General features: G+C 34.0%; 10 protein-coding genes. 7 read left to right on the top strand and 3 right to left on the bottom strand.

What is annotated here, in order from left to right:
• Nucleotides 1-23 precede the first annotated feature (23 nt).
• The 4 genes from J2Y38_RS19495 (at nt 24) to J2Y38_RS19480 (ending at nt 8,229) form a co-directional block, all read left to right on the top strand.
• Complete coding sequence (locus J2Y38_RS19495; RefSeq protein WP_309845837.1) at nt 24-947, top strand: FecR domain-containing protein; 924 nt, start codon at nt 24-26, stop codon at nt 945-947.
• A gap of 101 nt (nt 948-1,048) precedes the next feature.
• Complete coding sequence (locus J2Y38_RS19490; RefSeq protein ID WP_309845835.1) at nt 1,049-4,438, top strand: SusC/RagA family TonB-linked outer membrane protein; 3,390 nt, start codon at nt 1,049-1,051, stop codon at nt 4,436-4,438.
• A gap of 18 nt (nt 4,439-4,456) precedes the next feature.
• Nucleotides 4,457-5,992, top strand: coding sequence for a RagB/SusD family nutrient uptake outer membrane protein (locus tag J2Y38_RS19485; protein WP_309845831.1), 1,536 nt, complete (start codon nt 4,457-4,459; stop codon nt 5,990-5,992).
• Nucleotides 5,993-6,405: 413 nt separating this feature from the next.
• The gene (locus tag J2Y38_RS19480) at nt 6,406-8,229 is read left to right on the top strand and encodes an alkaline phosphatase (protein WP_309845828.1); all 1,824 of its coding nucleotides are present in this window, start codon (nt 6,406-6,408) and stop codon (nt 8,227-8,229) included.
• 108 nt (nt 8,230-8,337) lie between these two features.
• Here J2Y38_RS19480 and J2Y38_RS19475 read toward each other — a convergent pair whose 3' ends face one another.
• From J2Y38_RS19475 to J2Y38_RS19465, 3 genes are all read right to left on the bottom strand, one after another.
• A complete protein-coding gene (locus J2Y38_RS19475) occupies nt 8,338-9,252 on the bottom strand; it encodes a helix-turn-helix domain-containing protein (protein ID WP_309845825.1) in 915 nt (304 codons plus the stop codon).
• 3 nt (nt 9,253-9,255) lie between these two features.
• On the bottom strand, nt 9,256-10,035 hold the full coding sequence (locus J2Y38_RS19470) for an SDR family NAD(P)-dependent oxidoreductase (protein ID WP_309845822.1): 780 nt from the start codon (nt 10,033-10,035) through the stop codon (nt 9,256-9,258).
• An 88-nt stretch (nt 10,036-10,123) separates the two neighbouring features.
• Entirely contained in the window at nt 10,124-10,672 is a 549-nt protein-coding gene (locus tag J2Y38_RS19465) for an AAA family ATPase (RefSeq protein WP_309845820.1), read from the bottom strand.
• Nucleotides 10,673-10,893: 221 nt separating this feature from the next.
• Here J2Y38_RS19465 and J2Y38_RS19460 point away from each other — a divergent pair, with 221 nt between their 5' ends.
• The 3 genes from J2Y38_RS19460 to J2Y38_RS19450 all read left to right on the top strand — a co-directional run bounded on the left by J2Y38_RS19460 (nt 10,894) and on the right by J2Y38_RS19450 (nt 15,852).
• Nucleotides 10,894-11,472, top strand: a complete 579-nt coding sequence (locus tag J2Y38_RS19460; protein WP_309845819.1) for a sigma-70 family RNA polymerase sigma factor — start codon at nt 10,894-10,896, stop codon at nt 11,470-11,472.
• A 186-nt stretch (nt 11,473-11,658) separates the two neighbouring features.
• Nucleotides 11,659-12,510 carry a FecR domain-containing protein gene (locus J2Y38_RS19455; RefSeq protein ID WP_309845817.1) on the top strand — a complete coding sequence of 284 codons (852 nt, stop codon included), beginning with the start codon at nt 11,659-11,661 and terminating at the stop codon, nt 12,508-12,510.
• A 102-nt stretch (nt 12,511-12,612) separates the two neighbouring features.
• Complete coding sequence (locus J2Y38_RS19450) at nt 12,613-15,852, top strand: TonB-dependent receptor domain-containing protein (protein WP_309845816.1); 3,240 nt, start codon at nt 12,613-12,615, stop codon at nt 15,850-15,852.
• Nucleotides 15,853-15,960 lie beyond the last annotated feature (108 nt).

Genomic DNA, 15,960 nt, shown 5'->3' with positions numbered 1-15,960 from the left:
ATTAAAGACATAAAGAAATTATAATGCCTGATAAATTAAAACAAGAAATAAAACATTTTTTAGGGGGAAATTATTCTCCAAAAGGACAAGAAATGTGGAATAAATGGTACGATCGTACTGATGAAGCTTTCGAGAATATGGAAACCATAAAATCAGATCATTCCAAACTAAAAAAAGAATTAAGACAAATAAAGAAATCAAACGAGGTTATATTTCTTCAAACTAAATACTGGGCAGCTGCGGCTTCCTTATTAGTATTATTTGGTGCATCATTTTTCTTTTACCAAAAAGCAATAAATGCAGTTGAAACAAAAGAATATGCGGCAAAGTTAGGCGAACACGCCAAGCTGACTTTAAGCGACGGAACACAAATTTGGTTAAACGCCGGAAGCCGTTTAAAATATCCAAAAGAATTTAAAGGTGATACACGTGAAGTTTATCTAACCGGAGAAGCTTTTTTTGATGTAGCCAAAGACAAAAAACATCCTTTTATAATCCATACCGATAAAATGGACACCAAAGTATTGGGAACGAGTTTTAATGTTCAGGCTTATCCGGACCAAAGAACACAGGAAGTTTCTGTTATGACCGGAAGAGTAAACGTAAAATCGACTGTTACAGAAGAAAATGTATATGTAACGCCGGGTCAGAAAGTTGTTTTTAAATCAAAAAACAACAAACTGCAAGCCTTTAAAGATGTTCCTGTAAACACGATTTCATTATGGCGTAAAAATATAATTGTTTTTGAAGATACGCCAATGCCGGAAGTGATCGCAACCATAAACAGAAACTACAATGTTGCCATCGAACTTAAAAACAAAAATCTAAACGCACTAAAAATAAACGCCTATTTCAAAGAGCTTCCTGTAGATCAGGTTGTAGCCTTGGTATGCAATATCGTAAACGCCGAATATAAAGTGGAGGACGGGGTTTATAAAATTCAATAGTTGTGAAAAGTGAATAGTAAAAAGTGAGAAGTAAATAGTAAAAAATCTAAAATCAGAATTCTAAAATCTAAAATTAAAAGCCAATCTAAAATCCAAAAACTATGAATGAAAAACAAAAGCGGTACGTCGTAAAGTTTCAAAGCATTAAAAAAGCTATGTGGGCAAAAGTAATCTTATTTATTGCTTTGTTTTTTACCGGATTAATAAATGCCGGAAATATTGATTTTGATAAAAAAGTAACCTTAAAGGTAGAAAATGAAAGCTTGAAAAATGTTTTTCAAAAAATTGAAAATCAGGCTGGTGTTCATTTTATGTACGAATCAAATCAAGTTAATACGAACCAAAAAATCAGTTTAAAACTTACGAATGTTAAGTTGGAGCAGGCATTAGATAAAATATGCAGTAATTTTTCGCTACGATATGAAATTGTAAGTAACAATATCGTTATTAAAAAAACGCAGAAAGTAGCTGGTTTAACGGATGATCAAAACAAAATTATTGTTTCGGGAACTGTTTTTGGCGGAGACGATAATATGCCATTGCCTGGAGTTGGAATTAAAGATAAAGGTTCTAATGCAACGACAGCAACAGATTTTGACGGAACTTTTAAAATGGAAATTAACGCATCTGAGGCAGTACTTATTTTCTCTTATGTTGGTTATGTAACACAAGAAATAAAAGTAACCAAATCAGAAAATATCACTGTAAAATTAGCAGCCGATATGAAACAGCTTCAGGAAGTTGTAGTTATGGGTTACGGAAGCGTAAAAAAGAATGAAGTTTTAGGATCGGTAGGATCTGTTTCTATGAAAGAAGCATCAAGCAGAACGTATAACAATGCGGGTGAATTATTGCAGGGAACTGTAGCGGGTGTTACGGTTATCAACGACGGAGGAGATCCAACAGCTTCGCCAACAATTAATATTCGTGGTATTGGATCTTTAAACGCAGAAACGCCGTTAATTGTTTTGGACGGAATTATCTACAGCGGTTCCTTAAATACGATTAACCCAAATGATATTGCTTCGATCAGTGTTTTAAAAGATGCGGCTTCGGCGGCGATTTACGGAGCAAGAGCTTCTGGAGGTGTAATTTTAATTACTTCTAAAAAAGGAATTTCAGATAAAATTAATGTAAACGTTAATTATCAGGGAGGTTTTCAAAATGTGGCTAAAAAACTAGATGTTTTAAACGCTGCAGAATATGCTGATGCCATGAATACAGCAAGAGATAATGCAGGTTTACCAAGAATTCCTGCTTTTGATCCTGCTTTTGAACCAACAGCAAGAACAACAAAAACAAACTGGATGGATGAAATTTTCCGTACAGGAGAAATTCAGGATTTATCTCTTTCGATAAATGGAAAAACAGAAAAATCAAATTTCTTTCTTTCAGGAAGTTATAGAAGAAACGAAGGTATTTTGCTAAATACTTTTGGAAACCGTTATACAGTAAGAGCAAATACCTCTTTTAAATTGGCGCCAAATTTTACACTTGGAGAAAATTTATCATATTCCTTAACAGATGGTCAGTCTGCTAATACTTCAAGCGCTTATACTGGAGCAATTTTAGGAGCAATTTTTTATCCGCCAAATGCAACAATTTACAGAGAAGATGGTTCTGGACAATTTGGAGGAGTTCCTGAAAAATATATTGGTTCTTACGGAGACGTTATTAATCCTGTTGCTTATTTAAAAAGATTAGACAACAGAAACCCAATTTCTACAGTTTTGATCAATCCTTATGCAGAATGGGAAATTATCGAAGGATTAAAAGTGAAATCAAACTGGGGTTATACAAGAATACAAGATAACGCAACAGATTTTACGGTTAAAATTACAGAACCGGGAAAAATATTCGACTTTAACAGATTGACTAAAAAGTCAATGACAACAACTGATTTATTGAGCGAGCAGACTATTTCTTATGAAAAATCATTAGGAAAACACAACTTCAAAGCTTTAGCAGGATATACGTATCAGGAAACAAAAAGAGATTATTACACCGTTGAAGGAACAGGTTTTGATAACGAAGATCCATCTCAGCGTTATTTGTTGAATGCAAAAGTAATTCAACAGACAGGAGCAGGTTTATCTGATGAAATTATTTCCTCTTATGTGGGAAGGTTAAACTACGATTTCAATCAAAAATATTTATTATCAGGAATTGTACGCCGCGACGGAACTTCAAAACTTTTACAAAATAACCGTTGGAAAGTGTATCCTTCAGTTTCGGCAGGATGGTTAATTTCTGAAGAAAGTTTCATGAAAAGCATTAACCCAATTGTAAGCAATTTAAAACTTCGTGCAAGCTGGGGACAAATAGGAAACTTAGGAAACCTTGGACCTTACCAGTTTAGTGTGCCTCTTACGCAGACATCAGCTTTAATTGGAGCTACTCCAACAATCAATTACGGTTATGCCGAAAGTGAATTATCTAACCCTAACTTAAAATGGGAAAGTTCTGAGCAGACTAATATAGGTTTAGATTTTACAATGTTTAACAATACAATTGTAGGATCTGTAGATGCTTATGTAAAAACAAACAAAGATATGTTAGTGCGCGATCAGCTTCCTGGAGTTTCGGGAACGCCTCTTGGCAGAATCGTTAATTCTGGGGATGTGGAGAATAGAGGTCTTGAAGCAAGCTTAACGTATCAAAAAACGCGTGGAGAATTTAAATTTGATGTAACCGCAAATGCTGCATTTTTAACAAACAAAATTGTTTCTATTAAAGATGATTTGACTTCACTTGAGCCTTTAAACTTAAGCCGAGTTCGTAGTTTACCTTTAGCGAATATTTATCAGGTTGGAAGCCCAGTTGGTGCTTTTTACGGATATGCAACTGACGGATTGTTCCAAAGTACTGCAGAAGCAAAAGCGTATGTAAATGCAAATGGAGTGGCGTATCAGCCAAATGCTGTTGCCGGAGATATTAAATTTAAAGATGAAAACGGAGACGGTGTTATTAACAACAGCGATAGAGTAGTGCTTGGAAGTCCGTTTCCTAAAACAACTTACAGTTTAAACGCTAACTTCAAATACAAAGGTTTCGATATGAATATCTTTTTTAACGGAGCGGCAGGAAACAGTGTTTTCAATGCTGTAAAACATACAGGTTTAAACGGTTCTTTCCCGGGTTACAACTTATTGGCTGAATCTAAAAATGCCTGGTCGCCAACTAATACAGATACTAATATTCCGGTTTTATCTTCAACAGACAACAACAATAACTTTGGTAGAATCTCTGATTTCTATATCGAAGATGCTTCTTTCTTAAGATTGAAAAACGTGTCGATTGGATATACAGTTAAAGAAAACTGGTTAAACGGAAAAGCAAAACTAAGATTCTTTATTTCTGGACAAAACTTGTTTACGATTACCAATTATTCAGGAATGGATCCGGAGGTTGGTCTTAGAAACTTCGGAATGGATGTAGGTAAATATCCGCTTTCCCGAATTTATATGACTGGTGTAAACGCTACTTTTTAAAAATATAAAATAAACAAAATGAAAAAATTAAGTCTTTTATTATTGAGTTTTGTGCTATTGGTAAGCACCACAGCTTGCGAAAGTGAACTTGATGTTATTCCGCAAGGAGCGCCGTCAAGCGGAAATTTCTGGAAAACTCCGGCAGACGCACAAGCAGGAGTAAATTCTATTTATGCTTTGTATTCTGATGATAATATGTACGGTCGTGGTTTCTTTTGGTTAAACAACGCCAGCGACGATATCGGAACAAAACCAAGACAAAATGCAGAACGTATCAAAAATTTTATTGTAGATGGAGCAGAATCGGATACAAAAGATATTTGGAGAATTCACTACGAAATTATGAAACGCTGTAACGACGTAATTCGTAATATCCCGAATATTCCTTTGGATGAAAAAACAAAAAACGGAATGCTTGGCGAAGCTTATTTTAATCATGCTGTAATGCATTTAGAATTAGCGTATCATTATGGAGACGATCGTGCCGGAATTCCTATTCAGGACAGAGAAAACTTTACAAACGTTTACGTTCCGCGTGCTAAAAACGTTGGAGAAAACTACGCTTATATCGCTGCCGATTTAAAGAAAGCAGCTGATTTATTACCGTACTTTAATGAGCTTACACCAGACAATTATGGACGCGCGCACAAAACGGCTGCGTGGGCTTATTTAGTTCGTACGTACTTGTATGCTAAAGATTGGGATAATGCTATAAAATATGCGAACATGATTGTTGCAAGCGGAAAACATAAATTGCTTGACAATTTTGAAGATGTTTTTAAAATTAAAAATAACTGGTCTACAGAATATATTTGGTCTGTAACTTCTAGTGCAGAAAATACAGGTTTGGGTTCCATTTTTCCTGGAGTTTGTTTAGAAGATAAAGGATGGGGAGCTTACAATGGCTGGGGAAATTTTTATCCAACAAAAGAATTGTTTGATACGTATGATCCAACAGATAAAAGACGAAGCGCGACCATACTTCAAAAAGGAGATAAATTCGTTTATTTTGGACAAGAAGTAACATTTAACGAAGGAAACTATATTGTAAGTTCAAGTAACAGAACGGGTTATCAGTTTAAAAAATACATGGAGCCGTTTAGTTATCCAAAAACAAATTCGGGAGCTGTAGATATTCGTTATGTAAATGCAAACGGAGACAAACCTTCAACAGCTTTAAATGTTCCGCTTTTACGTTATGCCGATGTACTTTTAATGTTGGCTGAAGCGAAATTAATGAAAGGTCAAAACGCAGATACTGAAATCAATTTGATTCGTCACCGTGCTGGTCTTGGAGATCTTGCCGGAGCAACATTGACTGATTTAAAAAGAGAAAGAAGATGCGAGTTAGCAGGGGAATGGACAGACCGTCATTTTGATTTAGTGCGTTGGGGAGATGCAAAAGATGCTTATGCAAAACCGCTTCACCACTATAACGGAACCGTAATTTATCCGGCTCGTAATTTCAATCCTGCGATTCACCACGTGTGGCCAATACCACCAGATGAAATAGCAGTGAGCAAAGGAGCTTTGACTCAAAACCAAGGATGGTAGTTTTAATTGTGAATTGTAAATTGTTAATTATGAATTAGCCATTTACAATTTATAATTCACCATTAACAATTAATTAGTTTGTTTGTTTATTTTTTTTTACGCTGCAGGCTTGTTGTGGAGTCTGCAGGCGGTAAAAAAATAATCGACAGCATTAAAATATTATAAAATCAGTCTTTTTTTGAAGGACTGGTTATTATTGTTTTTTTAGCCACAGATTTAAAGGATTAGAAAGGATTTTTTCTTTTGCCACGAATTACACGAATTTCCACAAATTTTATTCGCAAAACAAAAAAATAATTCGTGAAAATTAGTGTAATTCGTGGCAAAACCCTTTACTCAAAGTAATCTAAAAATCATTTTTAATCCTTTTAATCTGTGGCAAAAAACAAACAGCATTAATAAAAACATTTTCAATGAAAAAAATATTCACCCTTTTCTGCCTTCAATTCTTCCTGTTTGTACAAGCGCAGGAATATAGTTCTTCCAACATTCATTCACATAATGATTATGCAAGTCCGCTTCCGTTTTATGGAGCGTATTCTAACGAAACCGGCGTTATCGAAGCCGATGTTTTTGTCGTAAATAACGAATTATTTGTTGCGCACAACTTCAAAGATATTACACCTCAGAATACATTAAAAAGCATGTATTTGGAACCACTTTCTTTAAAATTAAAAAGTTTAGGAAGCAAAGCTTACCCAAGCAATAAACCTTTGATTTTAATGATTGATGTTAAGTCTGATGCTGATGCTACTTTAAAAGTTATTGCACAGCAGTTAAAAACATTTCCTGACATTATTGTAAATAAAAATATTAAAGTTGTTATTTCAGGAAACAGACCAAATCCTGCACAATGGAAAGACTATTCTGAATTTATTTATTTTGACGGAAGGCTTAATGAAGAATATTCACCGGAGCAATTAGCCCGTGTTGAAATGATCAGTGAAGATATAAAAGTGTTCACGCCTTGGAACGGGAAAGGTGTTTTAACACAAGCCGATTTAGAAAAAATTCAGGCAGTGATTAAAAAAGTCCACAATCAAAATAAAAAAATAAGATTTTGGGGCACGGCAGATAATGTAAATACGTGGATGACTTTGATGAATTTAAAACTTGATTTTATTGGTACAGATAATGTTTCTGAGTTGACACATTTCATTAATAATATCAAATCAACGTTTTATCAAAATACAGAATTTCACCAAGCGTATGTTCCTAAAAATGTTTCGGCTTTCGCCAAAAAGAAACCAAAAAATGTAATTCTTTTAATAGGAGACGGAATGGGATTAACGCAGATTTATTCGGGTTACACGGCTAATAAAGGGCAGTTAAGTTTATTTAATATTCCAACACAAGGACTTTCTATAACAAAAGCTTCTGACAGTTATATTACCGATTCTGCTGCCGGAGCAACAGCAATGGCAACTGGGCATAAAACCAACAACAGATTTATAAGTGTTGATGAAAGCGGAAAACCTTTAGAATTAATTACGCAGCAATTGGCTAAAAAGAATTATAAAACAGCCATTATTTCAGCAGGGAATATTACAGATGCAACTCCGGCCGCTTTTTATGCACATCAGCCGGAAAGAAGTTATAGTGAACCTATCGCAAATGATTTCTTAAGTAATCCGTCAGATATTTTAATTGGCGGCGGGACAAAAGAATTTAAATCCAGAAAAGATGGTAAAGATTTATCAAAAGCATTAATGGAGAAAGGTTATACTTTTTCAGATAAATTCAGCGCTTTAGATACTATTAAAAACAGCAAATTTGTTATTGCAGATGATGCAGCGGTAGTTTCGATGAAAAACGGAAGAGGAGATTTCTTAACTAAATCTTTTACTAAAACAGTAAGTACTTTTGCAAAATCAAAAAATCCGTTTTTTATCATGGCGGAAGGTGCACAAATTGATTACGGCGGACATAGCAATAATGTAGAATATGTGGTTCGCGAAATGCTTGATTTTGACAAATTAGTAGGGCAGGCAATGGAATTTGTAGATAATAATCCTGAAACTCTTTTAGTTGTAACGGCAGATCACGAAACAGGCGGACTTTCTTTAATCGACGGAAGTATTGAAAAAGGTTATGTTCACGGAAGTTTCAGCACAAATGATCATACAGCAGTTCCGGTTCCGGTTTTTGCTTATGGTGCAGGGGCTCAGAATTTTGCAGGTGTTTATCAAAACACTGAAATTTATGCTAAGATTATGGAAGCACTTAATACGAAGTAAAGTTCAAAAAAAAACAGTAGCAATGGCCTCCAAATCTATTAGTTTTGGAGGTCATTTAGTTTTATAGAAGCAAAGAATTTTAATAAATAGGTCAGTGATTTTTGATTTCTAATTAAAAGAGTTTCTGAATTCTAAAGGGGTCAGATTCGTTTTAGTTTTAAACAGTTTACTAAAAGATTGTGGATGTTCGAACCCTAATTCATAAGCAATTTCTGTGGCCGATAAATCTGTCGTCGAAAGTTTTAGTTTAGCTTTTTCTATGACCTTTTGATGAATATGCTGTTGGGTATTTAAGCCCGTTAAAACTTTAAGCAATTCACTTAAATAGTTTGATGACATATTGAGTTTTTCAGCAATTTTATGTACCGTTGGTAAACCGTTACTAGTCAGTTTTTCATCATTAAAATAATCGTTTAGAATATTTTCTAAATTTTCTAAAATTTGATGGTTGGTTTTTCTTCTTGTAAGGAATTGACGTTGATAAAATCGTTCGGCATAATTTAGCAAAACTTCTAGTTGCGCAATGATGATATCATGACTGAATTTGTCAATATTAGAATGGTATTCCTGCTTAATGCTTTCAAGAATATTATTAAGAACGTCTTCTTCTTTTTGCGAAAGAAATAAGGATTCATTAACCGAATAATCAAAATAGTTGTATTTCTTTATATTTTTTGCAAGCGAAGTATTCCAAAGAAAATCTGGATGAATCAGTAACATCCATCCAGAATGTTGTAATCTGGTATTTTGATCTATTTCGATTTTTAAAACCTGCCCCGGAGCCATAAAAAACATAATTCCTTCATCAAAATCATATTTTTGCTGACCGTAAAACAATTTATAATTCAAATTTCTTTTAACAGAAATCGAATAAAAATCAAAAACCGCGCTTAAACTTTCCGGTAAATGCTGGATTTTCGAATAATCTACTATACTGATTAGCGGATTTTCAGGTAACGGAAGTCCAGCTTGCCTGTGAAATTCCGTTATAGATTTTATATGAAATAGATTTGATTGTGCCATCTTTTATACCTGTTTTGCTTTTGCCTTTTCGATAGTTTTATCCATTACATTCAGGATAAAATTTGGGGCTAAGCGACTCATAAATTTAAGTATTTTAGCTAGTCCGGGCTTTATTTCTACTTTATTTTTTAATATTCCGTCTATAGCAATTTCAACCATTTTATCGACTTTCATATTCTGTTTGCTGTCGACAAATCCTTCAAAAGCATCGCCCAAAGGCGTTTCTGTTGCTGGCGGAGCAAGCTCAAAAACTTTAATATTTGTTTTCTTTAACTGAAGCCTTAATACCTGAGTATAAGAATGAATACCCGCTTTTGTGGCACTGTAAACGGGCGAGATAGGAAAAGGAACAAATGCCAAACCCGACGATACGTTTATAATTGCTGCTGACTTTTTTGTTTTTAAATGCGGTAAGAACTGGTGATTCATCCTGATTGGCCCGGACAAATTAATTGCGATCTCACGGGTAATATTTTCCAAATCCATACTGCTGTCATTCAAATCCAAATTACGCATAATTCCGGCATTATTGATAATAATATTAAGTTCCGGAAATTGTTGAATAACGTCGGTATATAGTTTTTCTATTTCTGTTGGCTTACTAACATCACTTTGAAAAGTATAAATATTTGGAAACTGTTTTTTTGCTTTGTCCAATTTATCCAAATCGCGACCTGTAATAATAATATTTTTGACTTCTTTTTTAGTAAGTTGTCGAACAAATTCAAGCCCAATTCCGCTTGTTCCTCCTGTAATAAGGATTGTACTACCTTTTAATTCCATTTTTTTATGTTTTTATTGAATTCAAAGGTAAATAGCTGTCATTGATGGTTTGTAGCTAAAATCAGGTTTAGAGTAGTCAAAATCAGGTTTATGGCATAATATTTTGATTTTTTTTAAGTATAAGCTCTATTCTTCGGTTTACGGTTAAATCGCCTGATATTTTTAGAATTGGTGATTCAAGAATTGTTAACCAATTTTCATGAGCTTTCAGGTTTCTGCTGGCAATTCCTTTACTGTCATCATAATCAGAAGCCCAGGTTATAAAATCTTCAAATTGTTTTATTCTTTCTGGTTCTGTATAAATTATGTTCCCATATCTTTCAAATTCTCTTTTCTTCAATCTTTCCATTCTAATTTCTTGAGGAATATATAAAAAGACCACTAAGTCAAACTCAGGAAAAACATTTTCGCCCCATTCAAATATAGAACCTCCAAGAATCCAATTTTCCTGATTTTCAAGATCTGATTGTATTGTAGAATTTCTCTCGTCAGGATCTCTTCTTATTGTAAAAGGAGTTTGGGTTTTCTCCCAAAAATAGGTATCGCTGTCAAAGTAAGGTATATTTAGTTTTTTGGATAAGGCTTCACCAGTTGTCGTTACGCCGCTTCCGGATGCACCAAAAATATGAATTTTCATTACGAAGAGTTACTTGCTGATTTGTGCATCAAAATTACAAATCTTTTAATGATTTGCTAATACAGCGATTTTTAGAAATGCGAGAACCTCTTGTAAAACTCTTTAAATACAGGAAACGGGTTTCAATATTAATAAATTATTAAATGACCAAATTGTAAAAAATACCAATAAATGTTTATTATACTTTTGTAAGGCTCTTCTTTAACATTTAAAATTGCATTATGAGTTCTAATTTGATATTAAGGTTGCGTGCTGGAGATGATTCTTGTTTTAAGGAAATATATGAATTGTACCATTTTAAAGTTTTTTGTTTTGTCAAAAAATATACAGCGCAGCTTGCAGATTCAGAAGATGTGACGCAAAATGTATTTATTCATCTTTGGAAATACCGAACAAAATTAGACCCAAATGTTACGCTGGAAGCCATCTTGTTTAAAAGTTCCAAACAGGAAATCTCAAAATGGTATAAAAAGCAAAACCGAATTTTTTCTGTAGAAGACGATCAGCTAATCAAGGAACTCGACAGTGCCGCCGAACCTGATGAAGATATCAGTTCGCAGCTGGAAAAAATCGAATATCTGCTTAATAAAATCCCTGAAAAAAGAAGAAAAATATTCAGCCTTCATAAATTCGAAGACCGGAGCTACAAAGAAATTGCGGTTGAAATGAATATGTCTCCAAGTGCCGTAGCAAACCAAATCTCTAAAACGTTACAATTTTTAAAGAAAAACTCGGTAAAGAACCATGAGCTTTATTGGTTTGCGCTTTTCTTTATAAGCCAGACTGAATTTATTTCTTAACCGGATTTAAATCCGGCCCTACAATATGAGCCAAGCCTTCGGCTCTTTTTTAATGCTGCCAAATCTTCTCGCAGATTAAGAAAATGTTAATAGTAACAACACCCCGTGACATTTAAAAAAATGAAAATCTAATGTAGTTGAATCGGGGAGATTCGCGCATGATTTTTCGATTCTAAATAAATCTAAATGAGAAATAAAAAATTAAAAGAAGAATGGAATGCTATACCCAACAGAGGTATTCTTCCAAATGATACGGAAGCCCGAATGTGGGATAATATTAGAAAGGCGACCATTCATAAATATAGAAACCTTTACAATTGGGCTGCCGTGGCGTGTGCCGTAATTGTTCTTTCTATTGGAAGTTATCATTCTTTAAACCGATTAGATTTATCTAAACCTAAAATTACTTCAACCATAACTTTTAAGGATGATATACGTCTTATATCTCTGCCTGATGGTACAAGAGTTTGGCTGAATCAAAATACAGAAATTGACTATCCATCTAAATTTTCAAAAAAGGAACGAAATGTAACGTTAAGAGGAGAAGCCTTTTTTGAAGTAAAGCGAGATGTTACACGTCCGTTTATTATTACTTCAGGTGCGGTAAAAACGACTGTTTTGGGAACTTCTTTCAATGTTAAAGCCTACAATGACAATGATGCTCAGGTAAGTGTTAGAACAGGAAAAGTAAAAGTAGAAAGTACACAAAACACCGTTTTGCTTGAACGAGGTTACAGGGCGATATATGCCGAAAAAACTGCTACAGTTAATAAAGAGAAAACAAACAATTTTGAACCTGAGTGGAAAAAAGTATTGCTCTATGTTGACGGTTCAACTCTGGATGAGGTTATTACAACACTTAAACGTGATCATAAGTTTACGGTGAATTATCTCGATGACGATTTAAAAAATCTAAAAATACAGGGAACTCTGGATACTAGACAAGGTTTTTATGAAACACTGCAAACTATTGCTTTTGCTTTAGAAATTCATATCAGCCCAGCCGGAAACAGCACTTATATAATCGGTAAAAAATAAAAAGCAATAATTTATTGTTTTACTGCCACTATTTTAAAATCACAAAATATTTAACGCAAAATATCTCATTAAAATTAATTACACAAACTAACAATTTCAACTATGAACAATGATTTTTCCAGGCATTATTTTATTGCCATCTGGATTTTGTTTTTGGGATTTTTTCTCGGAACAAACGCTATTTATTCGCAAACAGGAACCGTATCGGTTGATTTTAAAAACTCTTCGCCTCAAAAAATCATTGATAATTTAAAATCACAAACGCCTTATCAATTTGTTTATCAAAAAGACCTTGACTTAAGTTTTCCGCTTGTTACCTTAAAAAAAGATAATGTAACAATCGACGAAATACTGAATGATTTACAAACTTTAACCAATTTAGATTTTAGAAGAACGGATAATAATATTGCGGTTAAAAGAAACGACGCAGCTAAAAAAAAAAGGAGAGGGAAAATTGTAGGAAAGGTGGTTGACAACAATGGACTTTCGCTTCCTGGAGCCAATATTAAAGTGGTTGAAACAGGTTTCGGCGCACAGTCAGATATTGATGGAAGTTATACTTTAGAGCTTGAAGCCGGAGAATATACTATTGAAATAAGCGTAATTTCTTTTCAAACTCAAAAAATTACTCATGTAAAAGTGCAGGATGGAGAAGAGACACCACTAGTTGTTTCTTTAAAGGAAGATGCACAATCGCTAAATGAAGTAATCATTGTGCAAAATTATAAGCAGGCTACAGCTTCGGTTGAAGGAATGTTAATACAGCAAAAAAAGGCGGCACAATTTTCTGATGGTATTTCGGCAGAACAAATTGCAAGAACTCCTGATAGAGATGTAGCAGCTTCGTTAAAACGTATTACGGGAGTTACAACTGTAAATGATAAATATGTTGTAGTACGCTCCATGGGAGAAAGATGGAACCAGGCCGTTATGGACGGAATCGCTTTACCAAGTACAGACGCTTATCAGCAAAATTTTTCTTTTGATATTATTCCAACTGCAATGGTAGAGAGTATCATTGTAAGTAAATCTGCCACGCCGGATATGTACGCTAATTTTGCCGGAGGATATGTAGAAGTAAAAACAAAAGATATCCCAAAAGAAAATTTTACCAATTTTTCTATTAGTAATTCTTATAACAGCAAGAGTACTTTTAAAGAAAGACTATCAAAACAGGAGGGTGATTACGATTATTGGGGATTTGACGACGGAAGACGTAATTATCCTAATAATCACACAACAATAGATCCGCCAACAACAGAGGCAGCATCTGGACCATTTATTGCATATTCTAAACTATTTACCCAAGATAATTTTACTACTTATAAAACATATGGAGCACCGGGAACTACGCTTCAGTTTGGTTTAGGGCGTGTTTATAAATTAAAAGACAATAACAAATGGGGGTTTGTAGGTTCTTTTATTTTTAAAAACACGCAGGAAACCTTAGAAATTGAACACACTCAAAGAGGAAGTTACCAGAAGAATTCTTTATTTGAAGAAGAGAACAAAGATAGAGCTTATTCAACCTTTACAAGATACGGCTTTAGAAACTCAGGAAACAACTACAATTATAATTCAACATTAGGCGGTATGTTTAACGCCTCTATTCAATTAGACAATCATAAAATTACAATGCGTAACACCGTTATGCATATTTACAATAATCAATTAACACAAATTAGCGGCTGGACAGATGGTACTTATATTCCAGATATATTAAGCGGCCAAAATTTGCCTACAACATCTGAATCTAATTACCCTGTTTACACGACTTTTATTCAGAATAAAATTGAAGGAAATCACAAATTTGATAAGTTAGAAGTCAATTGGTATGGAGCGTATGGAAACGTTAGAAAAGATACCAAAGATGCAACGTTTGTAGACATTGGGAGAGTAAAAGTAGGTGATGATATTCTGTCAGCTTATAGTGTTGATAACACTAAACAGAGATTTCCATTTAGCCGTAGTTATTTTACAAATGACGAAGTAGATTACAATTGGGCAGTTAATTTTAAATACGTTTTGAATTTTGGTGATTCTTTTACAAACGATATCAAAGCAGGATATTTTGGCACTTATAAAAAAGCAACCAATCAACAGGAATCAGCAAAATTGATTACGGTTGGCCAGGCAGCTACTAATGTAACAATTTACGAACCTTTACCAGAATTTTTAGACGTTTCAAATTACTATTATGGCGGTTTTGGCTGGCAAAAATATGGTATCTATGGCAATAGATATGTTGGAGATGTTAAGGTGCATTCTCCTTATTTAATGCTCGATGATAAAATTGGTCAATATGTAAGATTCGTTTGGGGAGTAAGGGCAGAGAGTTATTTATACACACAAATAGAAAGCCAGTCTGAAAATCCAAATGGTTTTTCAGAAGTGCAGGGAGATGATAAAGTATGGCAATTTCTGCCATCTGCTAGTTTAATTATCAGCCCAACTAATAAGATGAATGTCAGATTGGGTTACAATAAATCAGTTTTACGTCCGCAATTTGCAGAACGCTTAGGTATTCCATATTATGACCCGCTTCGCGCTGCTAAAATTTACAATTATACAGACGGAATAGTTTCGAGCGTTGCTAATAATTATGATTTAAAGTTAGAATGGTTTCCTTCTGGAGGAGAAATTTTATCCTTTGGGATATATCACAAAGATATCGATAATCCAATTGAAGCTGTAGGGTTTTTAAATCCATCAGGTTTTAGAGATATCTACAATATTAATTCAAACAAAGCAAAACTTTGGGGAGTTGAATTAGAATTCTATAAAAGTCTTTCTTTTTTAGGTGAAGGTGATCTTTTAAAACATTTGTTTGTTTACGGAAATGCTTCTGTAAATGAGACAAAAGTTACTTCATACGTTAGTCTAGAGGGTAACGGAGAACTTTATGAAGCGAACAGACCGCTTTACGGGCAGTCGCCATATACTTATAACTTAGGAATGGATTATGTTGGCGACCGTTTTGGATTCAGCCTTAGACATAATGCTGTTGGAGATCAATATATTTTGGTTGGTTTTGACTATTCGGCAGAGGAAATCCGTATGCCTTATTCACAAACAGATGCGCAGCTGAGTTATAAATTTTTCAAGAAGAAAGACCTGCAGTTTAAATTCAGCATCAAAAATATGTTTGATACAGGCATACAAACCTACAATAACAGAAACAGTTACAGTAAAATAGTAGATGTGCCAATGGGATCTAACCCAAGGTCAGGATACAGTCTTGGAGCTAACGCAACCAAGAAGTATGACCCGGATATTGATCAGGTAGTATTTAAATCATTTGCTGGTAGAACGATTAGTATTTCTCTAAACTATGATTTTTAAGATTAGCTATTGTTAATATTAAATTCATAATCATAAGTATTTTCCTGCTGGATATTAAGAAAAAGTTAACAATAAAAAATACCCATGATATTCTGTTATTTCAAAAGC

It is taken from the genome of Flavobacterium sp. 2755 (genome assembly GCF_031455715.1).
In the GTDB taxonomy this organism is placed as follows: domain Bacteria; phylum Bacteroidota; class Bacteroidia; order Flavobacteriales; family Flavobacteriaceae; genus Flavobacterium.
This window is presented reverse-complemented; position numbering and strand designations above follow the sequence as displayed.

Coding starts and splice junctions, on each gene's coding strand:
- J2Y38_RS19490 (WP_309845835.1), top strand. CDS start 1,049: ATGAATGAAAAACAAAAGCGGTACGTCGTAAAGTTTCAAAGCATTAAA.
- J2Y38_RS19460 (WP_309845819.1), top strand. CDS start 10,894: ATGAGTTCTAATTTGATATTAAGGTTGCGTGCTGGAGATGATTCTTGT.
- J2Y38_RS19495 (WP_309845837.1), top strand. CDS start 24: ATGCCTGATAAATTAAAACAAGAAATAAAACATTTTTTAGGGGGAAAT.
- J2Y38_RS19480 (WP_309845828.1), top strand. CDS start 6,406: ATGAAAAAAATATTCACCCTTTTCTGCCTTCAATTCTTCCTGTTTGTA.
- J2Y38_RS19450 (WP_309845816.1), top strand. CDS start 12,613: ATGAACAATGATTTTTCCAGGCATTATTTTATTGCCATCTGGATTTTG.
- J2Y38_RS19470 (WP_309845822.1), bottom strand. CDS start 10,035: ATGGAATTAAAAGGTAGTACAATCCTTATTACAGGAGGAACAAGCGGA.
- J2Y38_RS19485 (WP_309845831.1), top strand. CDS start 4,457: ATGAAAAAATTAAGTCTTTTATTATTGAGTTTTGTGCTATTGGTAAGC.
- J2Y38_RS19465 (WP_309845820.1), bottom strand. CDS start 10,672: ATGAAAATTCATATTTTTGGTGCATCCGGAAGCGGCGTAACGACAACT.
- J2Y38_RS19455 (WP_309845817.1), top strand. CDS start 11,659: ATGAGAAATAAAAAATTAAAAGAAGAATGGAATGCTATACCCAACAGA.
- J2Y38_RS19475 (WP_309845825.1), bottom strand. CDS start 9,252: ATGGCACAATCAAATCTATTTCATATAAAATCTATAACGGAATTTCAC.